This is a genomic window from Volucribacter psittacicida (assembly GCF_004339025.1).
In the GTDB taxonomy this organism is placed as follows: domain Bacteria; phylum Pseudomonadota; class Gammaproteobacteria; order Enterobacterales; family Pasteurellaceae; genus Volucribacter; species Volucribacter psittacicida.
In genome coordinates this window covers 1-26,119 of sequence record NZ_SMFT01000005.1, presented here as the reverse complement: position 1 = coordinate 26,119, position 26,119 = coordinate 1, and the positions used below count along the sequence as shown (strand labels likewise).

At 39.8% G+C, this 26,119-nt stretch carries 21 protein-coding genes and 1 pseudogene; 15 read left to right on the top strand and 7 right to left on the bottom strand.

Translation table 11 applies throughout. The features are described from left to right. Positions 1 to 51: 51 nt before the first annotated feature. Together lptD and EV694_RS08945 are read right to left on the bottom strand one after the other, a co-directional pair. Positions 52 to 2,400, bottom strand: a complete 2,349-nt coding sequence (gene lptD, locus EV694_RS08950) for an LPS assembly protein LptD (protein ID WP_132691690.1) — start codon at positions 2,398 to 2,400, stop codon at positions 52 to 54. A gap of 82 nt (positions 2,401 to 2,482) precedes the next feature. Continuing rightward, a complete protein-coding gene (locus EV694_RS08945; protein WP_132691688.1) occupies positions 2,483 to 3,034 on the bottom strand; it encodes a DNA-3-methyladenine glycosylase I in 552 nt (183 codons plus the stop codon). Between the two features lie 164 nt (positions 3,035 to 3,198). Between EV694_RS08945 and tal the strand changes: the two genes are divergently transcribed. Further along, positions 3,199 to 4,149, top strand: coding sequence for a transaldolase (gene tal, locus EV694_RS08940; RefSeq protein WP_132691686.1), 951 nt, complete (start codon positions 3,199 to 3,201; stop codon positions 4,147 to 4,149). A 107-nt stretch (positions 4,150 to 4,256) separates the two neighbouring features. On the opposite strand, the gene EV694_RS08935 is transcribed toward tal, so the two are convergent. The 4 genes from EV694_RS08935 to cysT all read right to left on the bottom strand — a co-directional run bounded on the left by EV694_RS08935 (position 4,257) and on the right by cysT (position 8,041). Beyond that, complete coding sequence (locus EV694_RS08935) at positions 4,257 to 5,324, bottom strand: sulfate/molybdate ABC transporter ATP-binding protein (protein WP_132691684.1); 1,068 nt, start codon at positions 5,322 to 5,324, stop codon at positions 4,257 to 4,259. A gap of 415 nt (positions 5,325 to 5,739) precedes the next feature. After that, the gene (locus EV694_RS08930; RefSeq protein WP_132691682.1) at positions 5,740 to 6,093 is read right to left on the bottom strand and encodes a hypothetical protein; all 354 of its coding nucleotides are present in this window, start codon (positions 6,091 to 6,093) and stop codon (positions 5,740 to 5,742) included. A 264-nt stretch (positions 6,094 to 6,357) separates the two neighbouring features. Beyond that, positions 6,358 to 7,200, bottom strand: coding sequence for a sulfate ABC transporter permease subunit CysW (gene cysW / locus EV694_RS08925; RefSeq protein ID WP_132691680.1), 843 nt, complete (start codon positions 7,198 to 7,200; stop codon positions 6,358 to 6,360). A gap of 13 nt (positions 7,201 to 7,213) precedes the next feature. Further along, positions 7,214 to 8,041 (bottom strand): sulfate ABC transporter permease subunit CysT, encoded by an 828-nt coding sequence (gene cysT, locus EV694_RS08920; RefSeq protein WP_207859824.1) that lies wholly within the window; start codon positions 8,039 to 8,041, stop codon positions 7,214 to 7,216. A gap of 861 nt (positions 8,042 to 8,902) precedes the next feature. Here cysT and EV694_RS08915 point away from each other — a divergent pair. The 7 genes and pseudogenes from EV694_RS08915 to cysI all read left to right on the top strand — a co-directional run bounded on the left by EV694_RS08915 (position 8,903) and on the right by cysI (position 18,685). Further along, complete coding sequence (locus EV694_RS08915; protein ID WP_132691676.1) at positions 8,903 to 9,922, top strand: sulfate ABC transporter substrate-binding protein; 1,020 nt, start codon at positions 8,903 to 8,905, stop codon at positions 9,920 to 9,922. 23 nt (positions 9,923 to 9,945) lie between these two features. Continuing rightward, the gene (gene cysG / locus EV694_RS08910; RefSeq protein ID WP_132691674.1) at positions 9,946 to 11,376 is read left to right on the top strand and encodes a siroheme synthase CysG; all 1,431 of its coding nucleotides are present in this window, start codon (positions 9,946 to 9,948) and stop codon (positions 11,374 to 11,376) included. A gap of 8 nt (positions 11,377 to 11,384) precedes the next feature. Then, positions 11,385 to 12,119, top strand: coding sequence for a phosphoadenylyl-sulfate reductase (locus EV694_RS08905; protein WP_132691672.1), 735 nt, complete (start codon positions 11,385 to 11,387; stop codon positions 12,117 to 12,119). 548 nt (positions 12,120 to 12,667) lie between these two features. Further along, positions 12,668 to 13,592 (top strand): annotated as a pseudogene (gene cysD / locus EV694_RS08900) (sulfate adenylyltransferase subunit CysD). A gap of 11 nt (positions 13,593 to 13,603) precedes the next feature. Next, the gene (locus EV694_RS08895; protein WP_132691670.1) at positions 13,604 to 14,893 is read left to right on the top strand and encodes a sulfate adenylyltransferase subunit 1; all 1,290 of its coding nucleotides are present in this window, start codon (positions 13,604 to 13,606) and stop codon (positions 14,891 to 14,893) included. Between the two features lie 3 nt (positions 14,894 to 14,896). Beyond that, complete coding sequence (cysJ, locus tag EV694_RS08890; RefSeq protein ID WP_132691668.1) at positions 14,897 to 16,711, top strand: NADPH-dependent assimilatory sulfite reductase flavoprotein subunit; 1,815 nt, start codon at positions 14,897 to 14,899, stop codon at positions 16,709 to 16,711. 213 nt (positions 16,712 to 16,924) lie between these two features. Then, a complete protein-coding gene (gene cysI, locus EV694_RS08885; protein ID WP_132691666.1) occupies positions 16,925 to 18,685 on the top strand; it encodes an assimilatory sulfite reductase (NADPH) hemoprotein subunit in 1,761 nt (586 codons plus the stop codon). A 121-nt stretch (positions 18,686 to 18,806) separates the two neighbouring features. On the opposite strand, the gene gmhB is transcribed toward cysI, so the two are convergent. After that, positions 18,807 to 19,364 (bottom strand): D-glycero-beta-D-manno-heptose 1,7-bisphosphate 7-phosphatase, encoded by a 558-nt coding sequence (gmhB, locus tag EV694_RS08880; protein ID WP_132691664.1) that lies wholly within the window; start codon positions 19,362 to 19,364, stop codon positions 18,807 to 18,809. Positions 19,365 to 19,566: 202 nt separating this feature from the next. On the opposite strand from gmhB, the gene metN reads away from it, so the two are divergent. The 7 genes from metN (at position 19,567) to serA (ending at position 25,950) form a co-directional block, all read left to right on the top strand. Next, entirely contained in the window at positions 19,567 to 20,604 is a 1,038-nt protein-coding gene (gene metN, locus EV694_RS08875) for a methionine ABC transporter ATP-binding protein MetN (protein WP_132691662.1), read from the top strand. Continuing rightward, a complete protein-coding gene (locus EV694_RS08870) occupies positions 20,594 to 21,271 on the top strand; it encodes a methionine ABC transporter permease (protein ID WP_132691660.1) in 678 nt (225 codons plus the stop codon). The genes metN and EV694_RS08870 overlap by 11 nt, the downstream gene beginning before the upstream one ends. Positions 21,272 to 21,295: 24 nt before the next feature. Beyond that, positions 21,296 to 22,081, top strand: coding sequence for a MetQ/NlpA family lipoprotein (locus EV694_RS08865; protein ID WP_132691658.1), 786 nt, complete (start codon positions 21,296 to 21,298; stop codon positions 22,079 to 22,081). Between the two features lie 224 nt (positions 22,082 to 22,305). Continuing rightward, positions 22,306 to 22,992 (top strand): amidophosphoribosyltransferase, encoded by a 687-nt coding sequence (locus EV694_RS08860; protein WP_132691656.1) that lies wholly within the window; start codon positions 22,306 to 22,308, stop codon positions 22,990 to 22,992. A 140-nt stretch (positions 22,993 to 23,132) separates the two neighbouring features. Further along, positions 23,133 to 23,714, top strand: coding sequence for a Fe-S biogenesis protein NfuA (gene nfuA / locus EV694_RS08855; RefSeq protein WP_132691654.1), 582 nt, complete (start codon positions 23,133 to 23,135; stop codon positions 23,712 to 23,714). Between the two features lie 325 nt (positions 23,715 to 24,039). Next, positions 24,040 to 24,699 carry a ribose-5-phosphate isomerase RpiA gene (gene rpiA, locus EV694_RS08850; protein WP_132691652.1) on the top strand — a complete coding sequence of 220 codons (660 nt, stop codon included), beginning with the start codon at positions 24,040 to 24,042 and terminating at the stop codon, positions 24,697 to 24,699. Positions 24,700 to 24,717: 18 nt separating this feature from the next. After that, complete coding sequence (gene serA, locus EV694_RS08845; protein ID WP_132691650.1) at positions 24,718 to 25,950, top strand: phosphoglycerate dehydrogenase; 1,233 nt, start codon at positions 24,718 to 24,720, stop codon at positions 25,948 to 25,950. Positions 25,951 to 26,119 lie beyond the last annotated feature (169 nt).

Sequence of the window (26,119 nt, the reverse complement as noted above, 5' to 3'; positions counted from 1 at the left end):
GTAAAAAAATCCCCACTGATCTCAGTGGGGAATGATGAAAAGTATTAAACGTTATAAATCAAAAGGATCAGCATAAGGAATTAAGCCTTTGCCTAACATACGGCTAATTCCGCTATTATGGCTGCCGCCTAACCCTCGTAATTCTACGTTAAAAATGACGCTATTATCATAAAAGACGTCTTTATCATTTTGATATTCTTGATTTTCTTTGCTGGTAACATAACGGCGGTAACCGATACCAGCACTCCAACAACAGGTGTTATATTGCACGCCAGCATATTGTTCTACGGGCTTATTCAATGCAATATCATGGTAATAGCGTCCTACTATTGCCCAATTCGTGTCCATTTCCCAACCGACGGTAATACCAAGTTGGTTAATATCTTGATTATAGCGGTTAGCACCTTGTGTGAGATTTTGGTTAATGTAAGCCTCACTCGCGTAACGATAATTTAATTGCACTAAATTATTGCCTTGAGGATGATATTCTAAGCTACTATTAGCCAGTGAGGTTTGGCTTAAGCTGGTATCATATTGGTAACTCGCACGCCAGCGCCATTGTGAATTTATTTTCCAATTAGTTTCCAATGCCCAAGAAGAAGAGGAGCCTGTGCTGTTGTCGGGGTTATTATCAATCCGAGATGGGGTAATATAATAAATTTGTCCTAGAGAAAGGTTAAAACGTTCGTTCGCATTGGCGTCAAAGAAACGGGTTGTTCCCCCTAAAGTAACTTGATTGGCAGAGGCTATGCGGTCTAAACCACTATAACGGCGATCTCGGAATAGGGAGAAATAATCCTGTTGTAATAAGGTTGAGTCATAACCAAAACCTAAATAATCAGAATTTAAACTTGAACCTATGTTTCTTTGATCGCGATAAGGGCGATAAAGGTATTGAATATGAGGCTCAAGGGTTTGCGTATAATCCTTAATAAAGGTTTGTTGGCTCGCTAATACGGTTTGTAAATCCACTTTAATTTGTGGAATGAAACGATTAACTCGGCGTTGAACCTCTTCTGCTCCCTCGGCACTGCCTTTAGTTTGTTGATAATGGGTCGCATAAGCCTTGGTTTCAATATTGATACTGCCATAGTTGTTGGCAAGTGGTAAATTTAAACTAGGCTCAAGATGAAAACGCCAAGCCTTTGGCATTAATTTACTGTCATTATCAAAGCGTACTGCCTGAGAAAATAAACGGAAATCTAATCTGCTTTGAGCAAGATTATTGGCGTAATAATTAAAATCAAGTTGTGGTAAGGCGCGGTAAGGTCCAATATCCACATCATCAAAAATTTGAAATTGTTTGGCAGAAAGCGAGAAATTATAATGCGGTTGATAATAGCTAATACGTGCTGTTTGATCCGCATAACCATCTGTACTGCTACCATAATCAGAGGTAAAGTCGTTAAAATAACGCTTATCACTTACCCGGGTATAATTAACATTTAATCGCCAATCTTGTAAAAATGAAGAATGATGGGACCAATAAAATAAATGGCGTGAGCGGTTTTCAGCGGTGTAATCTGTATATCGATCATCAGCAAGGTATTCGCCAGCAAGTTTTCCTTCCCCAATCGGTGTGAGATAACGAAATTCTCCGTTTAATTGCCAACCACGATGAGACATATATTTCGGGGTAAAGGTGACATCATAATTTGGGGCGATATTCCAATAAATAGGTTGAGCATAAAAATAACCATCTCGGCTCGAGATACCAAAATCGGGAAGTAATAGACCGGAACGCCGTCTATCTCCGATGGGTAATTGGAAATAAGGGGTATAGAAAACAGGTACGCCTAAAATATGAAAACGTGCATGCCACATTTCTGCGACTTCATCTTGTAAATCTTGACGCATTTCACTGGCATAAATCATCCAAGCATTATCATTAGGTAAGCAAGAGGTAAAAGAGGCATTTTTTAAGGTGCGATAACGTTCGCGTAAATGAATATCCTGAGCTTCACCCCGTCCTTGACGACCAACGAGTTGATAATTTGCCCCTTGAATATCGGCATCACGATTATTCAAATTAATATTGGCATGAGATCCTGTTAAATGAATTAAATTATCTTGGTAATTCAGCCCTTGGCGAATATAAGCAAAACGTTGAGGATCCTGTTCATTGTCTGTTTGCTTAATTTCAATGGCTTGAGCTAATAGGGTGCGATTACCTTGTTGCACTTGTACATCGCCCGTATATTTTGCCATTGTTGGCTGATTAAGCTGGGCATTGTCTGCCTCAATATAGACAGGTAAATCATTAATATTACCTTGTACTATCTCGCCACGGAATTGCGGTACACCTAATAAACATTGTTGAGTTAAATTTGCTAACGCAGGGCTAGCATAAAGTGCGGTGATAATTGAAGCAGAAATGAGCTTATAACAGGTTTTCTTCATAAATTACTATTCTTACCAAGTACAAAATTGTTCAGATTATACTGAAAAAACGCCGTTAACGCATTGTGTTTTTACAAATGGACTATTTAAAAGCACAGTGATCAAGATGATCATTTACCAATCCCATAGATTGCATAAAAGCGTAACAAGTGGTTGCCCCAACAAAAACAAATCCACGTTTTTTCAGTGCGTTTGACATCGCTTGTGAGGTTGGGGTTTTACTCGGCACGTCAGCCAAGGTTTTTATCTGATGGCATTGCGGTTTCCCTTGTACAAAAGACCAAATAAAATCACTAAAATTCTCACCGCCCTTTTCCATCGCCAAATAGGCTTGTGCATTTTTGACAATAGCCTCTAATTTACCACGATGACGAATTAACCCTTTGTCTTGCATAAGCCTATCTATATCTTGCGAGGTCATTTGCACGATTTTATCAGGTTGAAAATGAAAAAATGCACGCCGATAATTTTCACGTTTTTTCAATACAGTTATCCAAGATAACCCCGCTTGTTGCCCCTCTAAACAGAGTTTTTCAAATAATTTGAGGCTATCAAATTGCGGTTTACCCCATTCTTTATCATGATAATCAAGGTATAAAGGATCTTCTGTGACCCAATCACAACGTTGTTTCATTGTTTTTCCTTATTCATTTAATAAATAACTTCTCAAATTGTGCTCTTGATTACACTAATTTATATGGTAGGATTGTCAAGTAGTGATAATGGCTAACTTATATATCACTCAACTTAATTAGCATTAAACACCGCTTATCTTTAATCACCAAAAAGGAAAATAAAATGTCTCAATTAGAATCCTTACGCAATATGACCGTTGTGGTTGCGGATACTGGCGACATTGAAGCCATTAAACAATATCAACCACAAGATGCAACCACTAACCCATCTCTGATTCTAAGCGCTTCATCGTTACCACAATATGCCTCATTAATTGATGATGCTATTGCTTATGCTAAAGCACAAAGCAATGATAAAGCACAACAATTAATTGATGCTGAAGATAAATTAGCCGTCAATATCGGTTTAGAAATTTTAAAAATTGTACCGGGACGCATTTCTACTGAAGTCGATGCTCGCCTATCTTATGACACTAAAGCAACGGTGGAAAAAGCCAAAAGATTAATGGCACTCTATAATGAAGCAGGAATTAGCAACGATCGTATCCTCATTAAAATTGCTTCCACTTGGCAAGGTATTCGTGCCGCAGAATTACTAGAAAAAGAAGGAATAAATTGTAACCTCACTTTATTATTCTCTGAAGCTCAGGCTAGAGCCTGTGCTGAGGCAGGCGTGTATCTTATCTCGCCATTTGTGGGACGTATTTTAGACTGGTACAAAGCCAATACCGATAAAAAAGACTACGCCCCAGCAGAAGATCCGGGTGTGGTGTCAGTGACCAACATTTATCATTACTATAAACAATACGGCTATGAAACCATTGTCATGGGCGCAAGTTTCCGCAATGTGGGCGAAATCGTAGAGTTAGCAGGTTGCGATCGTTTAACTATCTCCCCAGCATTGCTGAAAGAATTACAAGAAACAAGTGGAAGTTTAACCCGTAAATTAGATTATCAAGGGGAAATCAAGCCTCGTCCAACACCAATGACTGAGGAAGAATTCTACTGGCAACATAATCTCGATCCAATGGCTGTGGATAAATTAGCGGACGGTATCCGTAAATTCGCCGCAGATATTGAAAAGTTAGAAGCGATGTTAGCGGAAAAATTGTAATAAAATATTAATGTGAATAACCCCCTACGAAAATAGGGGGTTTTTTTATCTCCATTGCAATTTATAGCCATTTTATAGTCGTTTCAATTAAAAATAAGACAAGAGGTTCAAATATTCATCTGCTGGAATAAATTTAACCGATCTGGTACTAAATAGACCTGTTCCGCCACTTTATATTGGGCTTGCTGATAATTATCCTTAGTTAAAATAACCTCAATGGGTTGCTCGCTTTGTGGGCTGGCGATTTCAATTCTGACAATAAAGCCGATAGCATTGATATGGGTAATTTTACCAGAGGCTAAGGCATTGGTTGATTCTCGAGAAAGGGTAAGTTCATAGGGGCGGATATAGGCGGTGGTGGCACTATCCTCTTGGTTAGAATGTGGTTGATTTAATTTATGAGAAAACTCGCCCACAATAAGATTACCTTGCTCAATATGCCCGTGAAACACATTTACATCGCCCACAAATTGAGTAACGAAAGGGGTTTGTGGGGCGTAATAAATTTGGCTTGGGTCGTCAATTTGTTCCACTTGCCCCTTGTTCATCACCATAATACGGTCGGAAACATCAAGGGCTTCATCTTGATCGTGGGTAACAAAAATGCTGGTGACATTTAATTGTTGATGTAAATCCCTTAGCCAACGGCGAAGCTCTTTACGCACCTGTGCATCTAATGCCCCAAAGGGTTCATCTAATAACAAAACTTTGGGTTGAACTGCTAAAGATCGTGCCAATGCCACTCTTTGCCGTTGTCCGCCTGATAATTGATTGGGGTAAGATTGCGCCAGCCAATCCAGTTTGACGAGGCGTAATAGATCCATCACTTGTTGTTCAATGTGTTCTTTTGGCAAGCGTTCTCGGCGAGGTTTTACCTGTAAACCAAAGGCAACATTGTCAAAAACCGTCATATTTTGAAACAAGGCATAATGTTGAAACACAAAGCCTACGCCACGTTTAGCGGCGGAAAGTTGGGTTACCTCTTTATCGCCAAACCAAATTTGCCCACTGTCGGCGAACTCAAGCCCTGCAATAATGCGTAATAAGGTGGTTTTGCCACAGCCACTCGGGCCGAGCAAGGCAGTGAGTTTATTTTGATCGAATTGTAGGTTGATATTTTTTAGGGCGTGAAAATTGCCAAAGTATTTTTCCAGTTGGGTAATTTTTATGGACATTATGTAATTCCTTTGCCGATGATTTATGTAAAAGTGCGGTTGGTTTTTTATTTATTTTTTGTTTTGCCAACAGTTTTTATTGTTGGCTATTTACATTTTTTTCTTTGTATTCACTAACGGATTTTGCCGTTGGCGACTTTCAGAAGACAGATGACGGAAGACAGAGGACAGAGTTAAAACATTAATCAGTTAGATATTAAAAGTAATACTGTCTTCTGTTTTCTGTCCTCTGTCATCTGAAAAGCAAAATTATTCTATCGTTCTAAGCCTTAGTCAGGGGCTTTTAGGAATTATAACTGTTCTTGCTATTTTGTTTTCCTTTCGTTTTTTTTACTTCATTCATGATTATCATAATATTTTTCCAGAGTGGAGCATGCTCTAGTAAATATACTTTTTAAACTAATACCCAACTCTTTTAATCTTTTAAAAAATCCATCATATAAGTAAATGCCGAGATGTGAATACCACAGCCAATCACAAATGCAAATACACCCCCCAATATACCTGCAAGCATTCCATCTATAGCATATCCAATATACCAACCAATAAAAGTCCATATCAACGTAAAGATAACACACAAAAATATGTTAAGCCTTTTGAAAGCGAGAGATAGACATAAAAGTAAAAATGACACTAAGCCAACATACCAAGATTGAAAATAAAACCCTAGCGCAAAAGAAATAATAAATACTTCTAAAAACAAGATATTGGAGGATTTTTCGTCATGTTTAGCTTGATGGTAAGCACCGCGTAAGTCTTCTTTATTCATCATTATTCCTCTGTGGTTTGTTAAAAAAAATCAATGTAAGTAAATCAATATTATAATACTTAAAAAACTTTTTGGTACTGTTTTGAAAAGTATACTCACTAGACCAAGCTATAGTTAACATAGTGAAACAAATCAAAGGCTTTAAAGTGATACTGTCATCTGAAAAGCAAAATTATTCTATCGTTCTAAACCTTAGTCTGATCTACCCCCCTAAAGTGCGGTCAGTTTTTCATTTATTTTTTCTGTTTTTACCAATGTTTTTCATTACTGGCGACTTACCTTCGCTAATTTTCGCTGTTGAATAAACATTACTACTTGTTGCACTACCAAGGTCAAAATTGCCAATAACGCCAATAAACTGGCACAAGCGAAAGCCGCGATAAATTGATACTCGTTATAGGTTATTTCTACATATAAAGGAATAGTATTGGTTAAGCCACGAATATGCCCTGATACCACGCTAACTGCACCAAATTCACCCATTGCTCGTGCATTACTCAAAATCACCCCATAAATCAGCGGCCATTTTATTTTGGGTAAGGTAATTTTATAAAATAATTGCCAAGGCGACGCCCCAAGAATTAAGCCTGCTTGTTCCTCGCTACTGCCTTGAGCGGTCATTGAGGGGATCAGCGATTTAGCAATAAGCGGAAAAGTAACAAATAAAGTGGCTAACACAATGCCCGGCAAGGCGAAAATCACACGAATATTTTGATCCTGTAACCAAGCACCAAACAAGCCGTCTAAACCAAATAACAGCAGGAACATCAAGCCTACCACCACTGGCGAAATAGAAAAAGGCAAGTCTAATATGGCAGTGAGTACGCTTTTGCCTTTAAAGTTAAAGTAAGCAATAGTCCAAGCAATAATAATTCCCAGCACCAAATTAATCGGCAAGGTAATGAATGCCACTTTTAAGGTTAAATAAATGGCGGCAAGGCTTTCTTCATTATTCAATGCTAACCAAAATTGTTGCCAGCCCTCGTCTAATGCCGCATAAAAAATAGTCAATAAAGGCATTAAAATAATTATCGCAAAGAAAATAACAGCGACTAAAATGAGGCTTATTTGCTGCCAAGTGAATGATTTTTGTGATAATTGGCTCATTTTTTTCGTCCTTTTAGGTTTTAGGCTGCATTTTTTTACTCACTGACCATTGAGCAATGTTAATCAACAAAATAAATACAAAGGAAATGGATAACATCAATAAGGCGATAGCGGAGGCTCCCTGTACATCATATAAATCCAATTTAGACATAATAATCAAAGGGGCAATTTCCGACACTAACGGCACATTACCAGCAATAAAAATCACTGAACCATATTCGCCTAGACAACGAGCAAAGCCCATACCTGCTCCGCCAATGATGGCTGGCAATAAGCTAGGCAAAATCACTTTGCGTAAGGTTGTCCATTTTGATGCTCCTAAAATGGCGGCGGCTTCTTCATAACTCGGATCAAAATTGGCTAATACAGGCTGAATAGCTCGCACCACAAAGGGCAAGCTGACAAAAATTAATGCCATTGTGATCCCTGTGGGGGTATAAGCCACTTGAATCCCCAAATGGGCAAGGGCCTGCCCAAATAAGCCTGTTGGAGCATAAAGGGTAGCGAGTGCAATGCCTGCCACAGCGGTGGGTAGGGCAAAGGGTAAATCAATTAAGGCATTCAATAATTTCTTGCCATAAAAATCATAACGTACCAGCACCCAAGCCAATAATAAGCCGAATAAAATATTTACTAATGTGGCGATAGCTGCCATTTTAAACGAAAGTAATAAAGAGGCGGTAACACGTTGGCTAGTGATCGTTTGGAGAAACTCATTCCAGTGCATTTGTTGGACGGAGAGGATCAATAAAATTAACGGCAAAACCACCATAGCAGCGAGCCATAATAAGGTTATGCTTAACCCACATTTAAAGCCAGGTAGCACCGAAAATTGGCTGATTTGCCAGTTGTTCTTTTTTATTACCGCCACAGCAACCCCCACGAATTAAAACCAGCATAGATGAAATAGACGAAAAAATAAGGCTAACTTTGCCGAATATTTTTTTAACTTGCAAAGAACATAAAATTATTTTTTATCTATTTTAGTTATAAGAAACGATCTTATCGATCTTTGTTTATTTCAAAATTGAATAATAAATGCTTTTTAATTATTTCTTTAATGAGGGATTTTCACTTATAAATTTAGGGCAAGTGAGTAAGAAAGATGTTTTTTCACGTTATTCATTTTTAGAAAGTTATCAAATAACGGATTTCGCCGCTGGCGACCTACTTTCTTTACTCGTGTAAAGAAAGTAGGCAAAGAAACACGCCCCCTAGAAAAAGCCTAATCCTTGCTTTCGGCAACAACGATATACGAATAATTTTGGAACTCGCTACGCTCAAACAGCCAAAATTATTCTATCGTTGTAAGCCTTAGCAAGGGGCTTTTTAAGGGGGAGTAAAAAATAAATAAAACTAAGAGAAAAAGGAATAAAGTTCCCTTTCCCCTTAAAAACCGCTGAACAAGGCTTAGAACCATAGACTTATTTCTGTTGTCCGAAGCCTTGCAAAGCAAGGCAAGTTCAGAAATAAGTCGTAATGGTTCTTGCCGAAGTGAAGATTAAGGTTTTTCTAGGGGTGCATTTCTTTGCTTACTTTCTTTGTGCAAGCAAAGAAAGTAAGTCGCCAACGGCGAAACCCGTTAGCAAATACATAAAAAAGTAAATCGCTAACAATAAAAATCATTGGCAAAACAAAAATAAATAAAAAAACAACCGCACTTACGTTAGTAAACCAAAACCAACCAAACTAGGAGCAAACAATGAAAAAATATTTATCCGCAGTATGTTTGATCATTTTGATTGCTCTTATTGCCTTTACCCTAAACCATAAGCCCAATCATAAAACCCTCTTACTCAACGTGGCTTATGATGTGATTCGTGATTTTTACCAAGACTATAACCCTTGGTTTTTACAACAAACAGGTTTACAAGATCAACTCAGCCTTTCCCAATCACACGGCGGCGCCAGTAAACAAGCCATTGCAGTGGCAAGTGGTTTACCTGCGGACGTAGTTACCCTCACCCAAAGTAGCGATATTGATCTCCTCGTCCACAAAGGTTTAGTGGCGGCAGATTGGCAACAACAATATCCCAATAATGCCTCGCCTTTTGGTAGTGTAATGGTGTTACTGGTGAAAAAAGGCAACCCAAAGCATATTCAAGATTGGGCGGACTTAGCCAGACCTGATGTAAAAGTCATTTTGCCTAATCCCAAAACCTCTGCTAATGGACGCTTTGCTTATTTGGCACTTTTAGCTTATGCCCAACGCCACTTTGCCGATGCTCCTCAACAACAGCAATTCTTACAACAAGTGCTAGCCAATGTGCCGATTTTAGAGGCAGGCGCAAGAGGGGCAACCATTAGCTTTACTCAGCGACAAATGGGCGATGTTTTAATTGCTCCTGAAAATGAAGCAATGTTAGCGAGCAAAGCCTTAGGCGATAGTTTTGATGTGGTTTATCCGAGTATTACCCTTTATACCCCAGTATTTGTGGCGGAAGTGGTAAAAAATACTCAACATAATCATACCGCCCTTTATGCTCAACAATATTTGCAGACCCTTTGGTCGCCAGCGGCACAGCAGTTGGCTGCCAAGCATTATTTTCGCCCAGTGGATCAACAAGTGGCGAAGCAATACCAAGCCAGTTTTCCAGCCATTGAGCAACTTGATGCCAATCAAACCTTTGGTAGCTGGCAACAAATTAATGCTGAGCATTTTGCCGATAATGGATTATTCGATCGTTTGTATATTGCCGCTCAAGCAGAAAAAACGCGGTAATTTTGTCTTTGTGGGAGTGAAAAATGAATTATTTTCCGATTTTTGCCGATCTCAATCATCGCCCTGTATTAGTGATTGGTGGCGGTTCCGTAGCAACACGCAAAGTGTCTTTATTACTTAAAGCCAACGCCGAAATTCGCTTAGTTGCCCCCAAATTGTCGGCAAAATTAAGCGAATTGGTGGAGCAAGGTAAAGTGATTTGGCTGGCTAAAACCTTTAATGCGGAGCAAGTGCGGTCGGTTTTTTTAATTATTTGTGCCACCAATGATAGCGAGTTTAATCAACGGGTTTACCACATTGCTCAGCAACAACATAAATTGATTAATACCGTTGATGATCAGCCCCATTGTAATTTTATTTTTCCGTCCATTATTGATCGTAATCCCATTCAAATTGCGATTTCCAGTGGCGGAACAGCCCCTGTATTAGCGCGTTTATTACGAGAAAAATTAGAAGCGTTATTGCCACAGCATCTTGGCACAATGGCAACCATTGCTGGGCGTTGGCGAGATAAAATTAAACAAAAAATCAAAGGCTTAACTGCAAGAAGACGTTTTTGGGAGCAATTATTTAATGGCAAGTTTGCCCAGTTAGTAACCAATCAGCAATTAGCCCAAGCAGAACAGGAATTGGCACAACAGCTTGAACAAGATGATCAAGGTGGTTTTGTGTCTTTGGTGGGGGCAGGGCCTGGCGATGCTGGTTTATTAACCTTAAAAGGCTTGCAGGAAATTCAGCAAGCGGACGTGGTGTTATACGATGCCTTAGTATCCAAAGACGTATTAGAGTTAGTTAGACGTGATGCGGACTTGGTATTTGTGGGCAAACGAGGCAAAGGCGAGCAAACCAGCCAGCAGAAAATTAACCAATTATTAGTGCAATATGCCCAACAAGGAAAACGTGTGGTACGGCTAAAAGGCGGCGATCCCTTTGTGTTTGGGCGTGGCGGCGAAGAATTGGAAACCTTAAAAGCGGAAAATATTCCTTTCGCCGTTGTACCGGGCATTACCGCTGGCATTGGCGCAACCGCTTATGCTGGTATTCCTTTGACTCATCGAGATTATGCACAAAGTGCGATTTTTGTTACAGGACACCGCAAAGATCAGGCAGAACAACTCGAATGGCAAAGCCTTGCTCGTTCGCAACAAACCTTGGTGATTTATATGGGAACGATTAAAGCCAAAGACATTGCTGACAAATTAATCCAATTTGGACGAGCGGCGACCACGCCAGTGGCGATAATTAGCCAAGGCACTCAACTGAGCCAACAAACCCTTATCGGTGAGCTACAACAGTTAGCGGAACTCAGTGAGCAAGTGCCAACCCCAGCTTTAATTGTGATTGGCGAAGTGGTGCAATTACATCATCAATTAGCTTGGTTTGGCGAGCAAAAACAGGCACAAAAAGCACCGCACTTTACCATTGATAATTTACGCATTAGTCAAGTGGCATAGGGGGAATGATGAGTTTTATTAAACCAAAATTATGGCAAATTCCTACGCCAAATAATGAGGTAATAGCAAGTTTAGAGGACAAGGTGCAAACCCTAACTGAACGCCTACAACAGATTGCTCAACAACATCAACAAGCCCGTTTTGCCAGCAGTTTAGCGGTGGAAGATATGTTGATTACCGATATTATTGCGAAACAACATCTTCCCATTCAGGTGTTTACCCTAGATACAGGTTTATTACATTCCGAAACCTTGGATTTGTTACAACAAATTCCTCATATTTATCCACATTTGGCTTTTCAGATTTTTCAGCCACAGGCAGATAAAGCGGAACAATTTGTGCAAGAGTTTGGCAAGCAGGCTTACTATGAAAGCGTGGCGTTACGCAAACAATGTTGTTATATCCGCAAAATTGAACCCCTTAACCGAGCCTTAGAGGGTGCGGACGCTTGGCTAACCGGGCAACGGCGTGAACAATCCGTAACCCGTACTGAATTAGCCTTTGCGGAACAAGATGAAGCTCGTGCAATGGCGAAATATAATCCGATTTTTGATTGGTCAGAACAGCAAGTATGGGCATACATTTTGCATTATCAAGTGCCTTATAACCCATTGTATTTACAAGGTTTTCCTAGCATTGGCTGTGATCCTTGCACCCGCCCCGTAAAAGAAGGCGAAGACATTCGTGCCGGTCGCTGGTGGTGGGAAAATAAGGATAGTAAGGAATGTGGGTTGCATAAGTAGGAAGAGTGTTTCGCACTTTGTGCGACCTACTTTCTTTACTCATGTAAAGAAAGTAGGCAAAGAAACACGCCCCCTAGAAAAAGCCTAATCCTTGCTTTCGGCAACAACGATATACGAATAATTTTGGAACTCGCTACGCTCAAACAGCCAAAATTATTCTATCGTTGTAAGCCTTAGCAAGGGGCTTTTTAAGGGGGGGAGTAAAAAATAAATAAAACTAAGAGAAAAGGGAATAATGCTCCCTTTCCCCTTAAAAACCGCTGAACAAGGCTTAGAACCATAGACTTATTTCTGTTGTTCGAAGCCTTGCAAAGCAAGGCAAGTTCAGAAATAAGTCGTAATGGTTCTTGCCGAAGTGAAGATTAAGGTTTTTCTAGGGGTGCATTTCTTTGCTTACTTTCTTTGTGCAAGCAAAGAAAGTAAGTCGCCAACGGCGAAACCCGTTAGCAAATACAAAGAAAGAAATGCAAATAGCCAATAGCGAAACGATCAATAAATATAGAAAAATAATTTAAAAATTAACCGCACTTTTTTAAGGAGTGATAACAATGACAACACAACCACAGCTCAACAACGGACACCTTGATTGGCTAGAGGCTGAGTCCATTTATATTATCCGTGAAGTGGTGGCAGAATGTGAAAATCCCGCTTTATTATTTTCTGGCGGTAAAGATTCTGTCGTCTTATTAGCATTAGCTCGCAAAGCCTTTCAGCTTGGCAATCGCCCTGTACAATTACCCTTTCCCCTTGTGCATATTGACACAGGGCATAACTATCCTGAAGTGATCGCCTTTCGTGATCAAGTGGTGGCAGAGTTAGGGGCAAAATTGGTGGTTGGCTCGGTAGAGCAATCCATTGCTAAGGGTACAGTGGTGTTACGCAAAGAAACGGACTCACGCAACGCCGCTCAAGCGGTAACCCTCTTGGAAACCATCGCAGAACAAGTTTGATGCCTTAATGGGCGGGGCAAGACGTGATGAAGAAAAAGCTCGAGCTAAAGAGCGAATTTTCTCTTTTCGTGATGAATTTGGGCAATGGGATCCAAAAGCACAACGCCCTGAATTATGGGAACTTTACAATGCTAAATTGCATAAAGGCGAAAATATGCGTGTTTTCCCTATTTCTAACTGGACGGAGTTGGATATTTGGCAATATATCGCCAGAGAAAATCTTGCCTTGCCTTCCATTTATTATGCTCATCAACGTGAAGTGGTACGCCGTAAAGGCTTGCTTGTACCAGTAACGCCATTAACACCAAAAGCACCGCAAGAAACCAGCGAGGTATTATCGGTGCGTTTTCGTACTGTGGGCGATATTAGTTGTACCTGCCCTGTGGCAAGCGAGGCGAGTACGCCATTTGACATTATTCGTGAAACCGCATTAACGGATATTTCCGAACGCAGTGCCACCCGTTTAGATGACCAAGCCAGTGCAGCGGCGATGGAACAACGCAAAAAACAAGGTTACTTTTAAGGAGCAGAGCGATGACAACCTTTACTACCCCATTACGTTTTATTACCGCAGGCAGTGTTGATGATGGTAAAAGTACCCTGATTGGTCGCCTGTTATACGATAGCAAAGCCCTATTAAACGATCAGCTCAGTTTATTAACTCAATCACAACAAAATAATCAGCAAGCCATTGATTTTTCTTTATTAACCGATGGCTTAGAGGCGGAACGTGAACAAGGCATTACCATTGATGTTGCCTATCGTTATTTTTCTACTGCCACACGCAAATTTATTATTGCTGATACACCAGGACACGAACAATATACTCGCAATATGGTAACAGGGGCATCTACCGCCTCAGCCGCTGTGGTGTTGCTTGATGCCTCACAAATTGATTTTAGTCAGCAACCCCTTGCATTATTACCTCAAACCAAACGCCATTCCGCCATTTTGCGTGAGCTAAATTGTCCGCATATTGTGGTTGCCATTAATAAAATGGATTTATTGGGCTATGACCAACAAAAATTTGAGGCAATTTGTCAGGCTTATCAACAACTTGCCCAACAATTAGCCATTCCTCAGGTGCATTTTATTCCTGTTTCTGCCTTATTGGGCGATAACATTGTGCATAAAAGTGGCCAAATGCCTTGGTATCAAGGCGAGCCATTATTGAGCTTATTAGAAAATTTGCCAACGGTGGATAACCAATATCAACAACAGGATTTTTATTTCCCTGTGCAATTTGTGATTCGTCAAGATGCGGATAAACAAGATGATTTTCGTGGTTATCAAGGGCGGATTGAGGCTGGGCAAATCAAGGTGGGGCAACAGGTACGTATTGAGCCCTCAGGTTTGCAATCCACCGTAGCAGAAATTATCACGCCAAAGGGCGAAGTTGAGCAGGCTCAAAGTGGGCAAGTGGTTACCTTGCGTTTAACCGATGATATTGATATTTCTCGTGGCGATGTGTTAGTGGCATTGGATTCGCCATTGCAACCCACTAAAAATTTGGTGGCAACCCTATGTTGGTTTGATCAACGTCCGTTAAATACCGCTCGCAAATATTTGCTAAAACATAGCACACAAACCCTATTTGCTAAAGTGCGTCAAGTGAATAATGTGCTTAATGTGCAAACCCTAACCCAAGAAACAGGGGCAACGAGCTTACAAATGAATGATTTAGGCGAGGTGGAGTTGAGTTTGCAAAAACCGATTTTGGCGACAACTTATGAGCAAAATCAAGCCATTGGTGCCTTTATTTTAATTGATGAAGCCACTTATCATACGGTGGCTGCTGGTATGATTCGTGCGGTGGAGGCATAATCTATGAGCAAGATTGACCTACCCTTTCAACCAGAACAATTACAATTATTACAGCAATGCTTACAACAGAGCGATGCTCGCCAATTAGCTTGGCTTTCGGGCTATTGTTGGGCGTTATCCGCTCAACAGGGTAATGCAACGCAAGAGATTGCACAAAATTTATCGCCAAATCAGACCGCACTTCAAGCCGAACCCTTAAAGGTTACGGTGTTATCTGCCTCACAAACAGGCAATGCCAAAGGGGTGGCAGATCAATTAGCCCAAGCCTTACAGGCGGTGGGGATTGAGGTGCAACGCAAAAATGCAGGCGATTATAAAGCCAAGCAAATTGCCGATGAAACCTTGTTATTATTAGTGAGTTCTACGCAAGGGGACGGCGAACCACCAGAAGAAGCGGTAAGCCTTTATAAATATTTATTTGGCAAAAAAGCCCCTCAACTTGCCCAACTGAGTTTTGCGGTATTGGGCTTGGGCGATTCCTCTTATCCTGATTTTTGCCAAGCGGGCAAGGATTTTGACCGACGTTTAACGGAATTAGGAGCGACTCCTTTACTGGAACGTGTGGACTGTGATTTAGATTTTAATGAACAAGCGGAGCAATGGATTGCCCAAGTGGTTACCCTTTGCCAGCAAAAACAGGGGCAAACTCAACAATTACAAGCGGTGAATGTGAGCAATGAAACGGTCGCCACCACTCAAGTTAGCCCTTATAACAAACAAAATCCTTTTACCGCCAGCTTATCGGTTAATCAAAAAATTACCAGTCGCCAAGCGGAAAAAGATGTGCGCCATTTGGAGATTGATCTCGCAGGATCAGGCTTGCAATATCAAGCAGGCGATGCCTTAGGGGTATGGTTTGAAAATGATCCGAATTTGGTGGCAGAAGTGTTGCAAGCGGTACAGCTCAATGGCGATGAACAAGTGAGTATTAACAACGCCCCTGTTACCTTGCGACAAGCCTTAATTAGTCAGCTTGAATTGACCCAAAATACAACGGTTTTTGTGAAAAAATATGCGGAATTAAGTCAATATAATGCGTTACAAGACTTAGTGGCGGATCCGCAAAAATTAAATGATTATGTACAACAAACCCCGTTAATTGGCGTATTACAGCATTACCCAACGGCATTGACAGGCGAGCAATTAGTCAGTTTATTGCGTCCGCTCACACCAAGATTGTACTCCATTGCCTCGGCACAAGCGGAAGTAGGCGAGGAAGTACATTTAACCGTTGGCGTTGTGCGTTATCAATATGATGATAAAGCCAGAACAGGCGGCGCATCAGGCTATTTAGCGGATCGCGTGGAGGAAGATGGCGAAGTGAAGGTCTTTATTGAACCTAATGCCCATTTCCGCTTACCGCAAGATAACAGCAAGCCTATTATTATGATTGGTTCAGGCACAGGTATCGCTCCTTTTAGAGCCTTTATTCAGCAACGCATCGCCGAAGAAGCGGAGGGACAAAACTGGTTGATCTTTGGTAACCAACGTTCTACCGATGATTTCCTTTATCAATTAGAGTGGCAAGAGGCGGCGAAACAAGGTTATTTGCATAAATACAGCTTTGCTTGGTCAAGAGAGCAACAAGAAAAGGTCTATGTTCAACATAAAATTTTGCAAGAAGCCACCGCACTTTGGCAATGGCTACAACAAGGAGCCTATATTTATGTGTGTGGCGATGCCTCCAAAATGGCGAAAGATGTGGAAAATGCCTTAATTCAAGCCGTCGCTCAAGCAGGGGCAATGAGCCTTGAACAAGCTGAAGACTATATTGAACAACTGCGAGAAGATAAACGTTATCAGAGGGATGTGTATTGATCTGAGGACGGAAGACAGAGGACTGAAGACTGAAGATAGTTTATTCGGTCTTCCTTTATCTGAAATACTGATAATTTAATATAAAATGTTATAGAGGAAGTAGGCAAAAGACAAAAGGATAAGTATTCAGGCGTGAAAATTAGTATTCGCTATTTGTTCGACTAAAACTGTCCGCTGTACTCTGTCTTCTGTCCTCTGAAATGGAGTGAAAATATGACCGACAAAACAACCGAATGGAAAAGCAAACCTCTCGCCGATAATGAACGGCTTAAAGATCAAAGTGATTACCTACACGGCACCATTGCCCAAGATCTCAATGAACAACTCACAGGCGGATTTAGCAAAGACAATTTCCAATTAATCCGCTTTCACGGTATGTATGAACAAGATGATCGGGATATTCGTGCCGAACGCATTGAGCAAAAACTTGAGCCTAATAAAAATGTAATGTTGCGTTGTCGTTTACCCGGTGGCATTATTTCGCCGCAACAATGGCTAGGGATTGATCAATTTGCTAGCGAACAAACTATTTACGGCAGTATCCGCTTAACCAATCGCCAAACGTTCCAATATCACGGCGTATTAAAACGCAATATTAAAGCAATGCACCAATGGCTACATCAACTTGGGCTAGATTCCATTGCCACCGCAGGCGATGTGAACCGTAATGTGCTTTGTACTTCTAACCCCGTAGAAAGCCAACTGCACAAAGAAGCCTATGAATGGGCGAAAAAAATCTCTGAACATTTATTGCCACGAACCACCGCTTATGCGGATATTTGGCTTGACGGCGAGAAAGTGTTTAGCACAGAAATCAGCAAACCTTTATTGAAAGAGTCCAGCGATAAAATTGAGCCTGTGCTAGGCAAAACCTATTTACCTCGTAAATTTAAAACCACCGTCGTCATTCCGCCACACAATGATGTGGATTTACACGCCAACGACCTAAACTTTGTCGCCATTGGCGAACAGGGCAAATTAGTGGGCTTTAACGTGTTAATCGGCGGTGGGTTATCAATGGAACACGGCAACCACAAAACTTACCCCAATACCGCTTTAGAGCTGGGCTTTATTGGACTAGACCACGTATTGGCTTGTGCCGAGGCGGTAGTTACGACCCAACGTGATTGGGGTAACCGTAGCGATCGAAAAAATGCAAAATTACGCTATACCATTCAACGTGTGGGCTTAGATCGCGTGAAACAAGAAGTAGAGCAGCGTATGGGGGTGGCTTTTGAACCTATTCGCCCTTACCAGTTTACTGAACGTGGCGATCGCATTGGTTGGATTAAAGGCGAAGATAATAAATGGCATTTAACCCTATTTATTGAGAATGGACGTTTGCTTGACTATCCCGACCGCCCATTAAAAACGGGTATGCGAGAAATCGCCAAGGTGCATAAGGGGGATTTTCGCCTAACCGCTAATCAAAATTTGATTGTGGCTGGGGTAAGTAGTCGTGATAAAGCCAAAATTGAACGCATTGCTCGTGAACATAAATTAATTGACGACCGAGTGAGCCCTCAACGTGAACATAGTATGGCTTGCGTTTCACTGCCCACTTGCCCATTGGCAATGGCAGAAGCGGAACGCTTTTTACCTGAATTTATCGATCACATTGATGAGTTAATGGCAAAACATCAAGTGAGCCAAGAGCATATTGTGTTACGAGTAACAGGCTGCCCAAATGGTTGCGGACGTGCAATGCTTGCCGAAGTGGGGTTAGTGGGAAAAGCGGTAGGACGCTATAATCTTCATCTCGGCGGCAACCGAGCAGGCACACGCATTCCTCGTTTATTCAAGGAAAATATCACAGAACCAGAAATCCTCGCCATTTTAGACCAACTTATCGGCAACTGGGCAACCCAACGCCAAGAAAATGAAGGTTTTGGCGACTTCGTTATCCGCACAGGCATTATTAAACCAGTGATCAACGCCCCGATTGATTTTTGGGATGTGAGTAAGGTAGCTTGATATTTGTTTTTATTTAAAATAATACAACCTTGGCACGCCTCGTCATACTCTTTGTACTGTATTCGGCGTGCCTTTTGTCTGTGTTAAGTTGAAATGGCTATAGAATAGAAGTGTATTTTAATTATTTGCCCCATTTATTCTTAATAAATTCTGGCAATGCTGCAATAGAATCAAGCACCATATCTGCAACTTTTTCAGCATCGCTATCAACGGATTGTCCTGATTTGACTAAAATATTCGTTGCAATATTGGCTTCTTTTCCTGCCATAATATCAATAAGTTTATCGCCAACCATAATTGATTGGGCGGGATCAATGTGTAATTCTTGTATGGCTTGTAATAGCATACCTGCTTTGGGTTTGCGGCAATCACAAACTTGTTTAAATTCGCCTTTCCCCTCAGGGTGATGTGGACAATAATAAATACCATCAAGATCGACACCTCGATCTGCTAATGACCAATCCATCCATTCTGTGAGTTGTAAAAATTGCTGTTCACTAAAATAGCCTCTTGCAATGCCCGATTGATTGGTAACCAGTACCAATAAGTAACCTGCTTGTTTTAATTGTTTTAGGGCTTCAATACATCCTTCAATAAAATGAAATTTGTCGATGTCATGCACATAACCATAATCAATATTTAAGGTTCCATCTCGATCTAAAAAAACCGCTTTATTCATATATCAATCCTGTCAAAAATTTAGGCTTATTATTTCAAAGTAAAATGGCGATAGCAAATATTATCGCCTTATAAGAAACAGAACAAAGAAATAGCCATATTGTCTAAAAATATCCGTAATATTTATTGACATAGCGATCTAGACGTCTAAAATGGCAGTTTAACCTTTGTTGACATAATTTATTCAGGAAATCACTTTCTCTATGATCCAATTAAAGAATGTTAGTAAGATTTTCGATGTAGCAGGCAAGAAATTAACCGCTTTGGACAATATTAACTTAACTGTACCTAAAGGCGAGATTTTTGGCGTTATTGGTGCCTCTGGTGCGGGTAAAAGTACGTTAATTCGCTGTGTTAATTTATTAGAAACACCGACTTTTGGTGCTGTGATTATTGATAATCAAGATCTTACTCAACTTAATCAGCAACAGCTTGTTCATGAACGCCGTAATATTGGTATGATTTTTCAGCATTTCAATTTACTGAGTTCACGCACAGTCTATGGTAATATTGCACTCCCTTTAGAGTTAGCACATCAACCTAAAGAAAAAATTGAGCAAAAAGTTACCGCACTTTTAGCTTTAGTGGGATTAACGGAGAAGAAAGATGCTTATCCCGCAAACCTTTCAGGTGGGCAAAAACAACGTGTTGCTATTGCACGTGCTTTAGCGCTCGATCCTAAAGTTTTACTTTGTGATGAAGCTACGAGTGCGTTAGATCCTGCCACAACGCAATCTATTTTAAAATTATTAAAAGAAATCAACCGCACTTTAGGCATTACTATTTTATTAATTACCCACGAAATGGATGTGGTTAAACGTATTTGTGATCAAGTGGCGGTGATTGATAAAGGGCAATTAATTGAGCAAGGTTCTGTCAGTGAGATCTTTTCTAATCCCAAAACAGAATTGGCACAAGAATTTATCCGTTCTACATTTCATATTAATTTACCTGAAGAATATTTGGAAAAATTATCTGAAAGCCCAAAACACGAGAAATCTTATCCGATTATTAAATTTGAATTTACAGGGCGTTCTGTTGATGCGCCGTTACTTTCTCAAGCCTCTAAAAAATATGGGGTTGAGCTGAGTATTCTTACTTCACAAATTGATTATGCAGGTGGCGTGAAATTTGGTTATACCATTGCGGAAGTGGAAGGCGATGAAGATGCCATTACTCAAACCAAAATTTATTTAATGGAAAATAATGTTCGAGTCGAGGTGTTAGGTTATGTGGAATGATTTTTTAAACCAATTAACCCCAAAAATGTGGGAGTTAGTCGCCAGCTCAACCTGGGAAACTGTTTATATGAGCTTTGTGGCGACCTTTTTTGCTGTTTTGGTCGGCGTTCCTCTTGGTATTTATACCTTTACTTGTGGTAAAGGACAAATCCTACAAAATTTAACCTTGCATCGTATTCTTGACGCTATCATTAATATTGGACGCTCTGTTCCCTTTATTATTTTGTTAATTATTTTATTACCTGTAACGAAATTTATTGTCGGTACTAAGCTCGGCACGACCGCTGCTATTGTGCCACTTAGTGTCGCGGCAATGCCTTTTGTTGCTCGACTTACCGCAAATGCTTTTATGGAAATTCCTGTGGGTTTAACGGAAACAGGCAAAGCCATGGGGGCAACAAATTGGCAAATTATCCGCAAATTTTACCTTGCTGAGGCATTGCCTGCCTTAGTCAATGGTATTACGCTGACGCTGGTCACATTAATCGGCTATTCCGCTATGGCAGGGATTGTCGGTGGTGGCGGTCTAGGTAGTCTAGCCATTAACTATGGCGAATATCGTAATATGGGCTATGTTAAATGGCTTTCAACCATAATCATTGTGTTGATCGTGATGATCAGCCAAAAAATCGGTGATGATCTGGCAAAAAAAGTCGATCATCGTTAATGACTTAATAAAAGAGGTTTACCTATGAAATTAACTAAAGTATTTGCATTAACCGCACTTGCCACCCTTGTTTCAACCAATGCTTTAGCAGAAAAAATCAAAGTTGGTGTTATGGCAGGCCCTGAGCACGAAGTCGCAGAAGTCGCGGCTAAAGTCGCAAAAGAAAAATATGGCTTAGATGTTGAATATGTATTATTCAATGACTATGCGTTACCAAATTCAGCAGTTGCGAGTAAAGATCTTGATGCTAACGCTATGCAACATAAACCTTATTTAGATAAAGATAGCCAAGAAAAAGGCCTAAAAAATCTGGTTATTGTTGGTAATACCTTTGTTTACCCATTAGCTGGTTATTCTAAAAAAATTAAACATGTTGATGAGCTTAAAGACGGGGATGTTGTTGCAGTACCTAATGATCCAAGTAATCTCGCACGTGCATTAATTTTATTGGAAAAACAAGGCTTAATAAAATTAAAAGACAATACGAATCTTTTCTCAACCACATTAGATATTGTTGAAAATCCAAAAAATCTAAAAATTAAAGAAGTAGATACTTCTGTGGCTGCTCGTGCTTTAGATGATGTAACCTTAGCGGTGGTTAATAATACCTATGCAGGACAAGTTGGCTTAACCATTGAAGATGGTGTTTTTGTTGAAGACAAAGACTCTCCTTATGTGAATATCATTGTTGCTCGTGAAGATAATAAAGATAGCAAGGCAATACAAAATTTCGTCAAAGCCTATCAAACTGATGAAGTAGAAGCTGAAGCGAAAAAACACTTTAAAGACGGTGTGGTAAAAGGTTGGTAATAACCCCATTATCTTAAAATGAATAAGCCCTATATTGCGATGGTAATATAGGGCTTTATTTCAAATTTATCGTTTATTTTAAATTGAAATGATTTCCCCCTCTAAAATAAGCAATAAAAATTTTATTTTTTCGTATAAGATCGCAAAAAATAAATACCCTGATTTTAACGCCCTCTAATTGCCATTATATTGTCAAAGTGCGGTGAGTTTTGACAGAGTTTTTTATGAATATTTGGGGATTTCGTTGCATTCAATGCCAGCGTTTACTACATATTGGGCATCATGGCATTTGTAGCCATTGTTATAAATCGATTCCTTACACTGCTTATTGCAGTGGTTGTGGTCATCATTTAGTGGAAAATAGCCACTTTTGTGGGCATTGCCTAAAATTGGACTTTGCTTGGGATCATTTAGTTGTCGTAAGCCGTTATCAAAAACCTTTGGCTCAATATATTCACCAATTTAAATTTAGAGGTAAATTTTGGCTTGATCGCACCTTAGCAAGATTATTATTACTCGCTATTTGGCAAGCACGGCGAACCCATGGGCTTATATTACCTGATTTAATTATGCCTGTGCCTTTACATCATTGGCGACAATGGTGGCGAGGATATAATCAAGCGGATTTATTAGGTCGTTTATTGGCTAAATATTTAAATATTCCTTATTCAAATCGTTGGATAAAACGACATAAACGAACAATAAGCCAACGAGGACTTAATGCCTCAGCAAGGCGTCAAAATATGCAAAATGCGTTTCAATTAGATCCCCGCTTTCAGCCCAAACATTGTCAATCGGTGGCTTTAGTTGATGATGTTATCACCACAGGTGCCACATTAAATGCGATTATTGATTTATTAAGAAAACAGGGAATAACCCATATTCAAGTATGGGGGCTATGTAAAACCTAGCTTTTGTTGTATAGCTGTGTAAAATAGGCAAATCAGCCGATGATCGTCAAGATATGACTAGAAAAAATATCTTACTCGGCGTATTATTACTTGAGTTAATAAGTCAAGTATTATGAGATTTAACTATTTAGGACGTGATTATGCAAATTATGATTTCAGATGCAGCACAAGCGCATTTTAGAAAGTTATTAGAACAACAAGCGGAAGGTACAAATATTCGTATTTTTGTCGTAAATCCAGGAACACCTCATGCGGAATGTGGAGTGTCTTATTGCCCAGCTGACGCTATTGAAGATACTGATACTGAAATGAAATACAATGGATTTTCAGCGTTTGTTGATGAAGTGAGCTTACCGTTTTTAGAAGACGCAGAAATTGATTATGTGACCGAAGAATTAGGCACACAACTAACCTTAAAAGCCCCTAATGCAAAAATGCGTAAAGTGGCAGATGATGCTCCACTCATTGAACGAGTAGAATATGTTATTCAAACCCAAATTAACCCCCAATTAGCCAGTCATGGCGGACATATTACCCTCATTGAAATTACGGATAAGGGCGAAGCTATTCTACAATTTGGCGGTGGTTGTAATGGTTGTTCAATGGTTGATGTAACCTTAAAAGATGGGGTAGAGAAACAATTAGTAAACCTATTCCCAGGCGAACTCACTGGCGCTAAAGATGTTACAGAACATCAACGTGGTGAGCATTCTTATTATTAATATAGCAGTTAATAAAAAACTCCTTTGTTGATATAAATTATAAATCTTAGGCTGACTTCTAGGTAGCTCAAATATGTAGAGGCTGAATTTTTTACAAAGTTCAGCTTTTTTGACTATAAAAACTTATCTTTTTTATTTCGTTAGTTTTATTTTATTTTTGAATAGAATATTTTTAGGGGCATATTTATTATGTTGCTCTTTAATAGTCAATAAAGTTATACCTTATTACCAAATATCTCCTTTCTCCCCTTGTAACTTAATATGAATAGTTATAAATTAAACATCTTAGCCAATTTGTAAACCTTTGTTAAAGTAAGGAAAGAAAATGGATCAACTCGCAATGAAGAAACAAGCGGCACAGGCGGCGTTAAATTATGTGCAAGAGGATAGTATTATTGGGGTGGGAAGTGGCTCTACGGTAAATTGTTTTATTGAATTATTAGGCAGTATAAAAGAAAAAGTGAAAGGGGCGGTAGCGGCCTCAAAACATTCTGAGCAATTATTGCGTGAGCAAGGCATTGAGGTGTTGAATGCCAATGATGTTAGCAATTTAGATATTTATGTGGATGGTGCAGACGAAATTACTCCTCATAAAGCTATGATTAAAGGCGGTGGTGCGGCATTGACTAGAGAAAAAATTGTCGCCTCTTTAGCCAAAAAATTTATTTGTATAGTGGATCAAAGTAAACAGGTGGATGTATTAGGATCAACCTTTCCGCTGCCCATTGAAGTTATTCCTATGGCACGTTCACAAGTGGCACGCAAATTAGTGGAATTAGGCGGTAGTCCAGAATATCGTGAGGGTGTGGTGACCGACAATGGCAATGTGATTTTAGATATTTATAATTTCAAAATTCTTAATCCAGTGGAAACAGAAAAAACCTTAAACAATATTGCAGGTGTGGTTACCAATGGTATTTTTGCTTTAAATCCTGCCAATATTGTGATTGTTGGTAGCCCAGAAGGTGTAAAGATTATTGAATAACAACGCGGAGAGCAATTTATGACGGTAAAAGTTTCATTAGATAAAGCCAAAATTAAGTTTTTATTATTGGAGGGGGTACATCAAAGTGCCTTAGAGGTTCTGCAATCTGCGGGCTATTCCAATATTGAGTATCATAAAAAAGCCTTAGATGCCGAAGAGTTAAAAGAGGCAATCAAAGACGCTCATTTTGTGGGTATTCGCTCACGCACTCATTTAACCGAAGACGTGTTACAACATGCACAAAAATTAATTGCTATTGGTTGTTTTTGTATTGGCACAAATCAAGTGGATTTAACTGCCGCTAAGCAACGTGGTATCCCTGTATTTAATGCCCCTTTTTCTAACACGCGTTCAGTGGCTGAATTAGTATTAGGCGAAATGCTCTTATTGATGCGTAATATCCCGCAATCTAACGCAGAAGTACATCGTGGTATTTGGAATAAATCTGCGGTGGGAGCAAATGAAGTGCGAGGTAAAAAATTGGGCATTATTGGTTATGGGCATATTGGCTCACAATTAAGTGTGATTGCTGAAAGCCTTGGTTTACAGGTTTATTTCTATGATGTGGAAAATAAATTGCCATTAGGTAATGCCCAACAGGTACGCACCCTTGAAGAATTGTTGTCTATCAGTGATGTGGTGTCTTTACATGTACCAGAAAATCAATCCACTAAAAATTTAATGAGTGCTGAACGTATTGCACAATTAAAACAAGGCTCTATTTTGATCAATGCGGCACGAGGCACAGTAGTAGACATCGAGGCGTTAGCACAAGCCTTAGAGCAAGGAAAATTGCGTGGTGCGGCGATTGATGTATTCCCGAAAGAACCTGCCTCTAGCAATGAACCTTTTGAATCGCCACTATGCTGTTTTGATAATGTGATTCTTACCCCACACATTGGCGGCTCAACCGCAGAGGCACAGGAAAATATTGGGGCAGAAGTGGCAGGAAAATTTGTCAAATATTCGGATAATGGTTCAACCTTATCGGCAGTAAACTTCCCTGAAGTGTCGCTACCTGAACATCACGGCACAAAACGTTTATTGCATATTCACCACAATCGCCCAGGCATTTTAAATCAAATTAACCAAATTTTTGTAGAAGCAGGGATTAATATTGCCGCACAATATTTGCAAACCGATCCAACCATTGGTTATGTGGTAATTGATATTGAAACGACTAATACCGATGCGATTTTACAAAAACTACGCCAAATTGAGGGAACTATTAGGGCGAGAGTGTTGTTTTAGTATTCAATTAAAGTAATTTGATGAATCTATAGTAAATTTGTGTTTAAAAAATACTCTCTTGAACTTAAAGAGTTAAAAAAGCACTTGCAAGGAAAAATGAAATCACTATAATACGCCCCACACAACGACGCTGTAGTTGATAAGATGAAAAATCAGCGTCGTTTTTCTT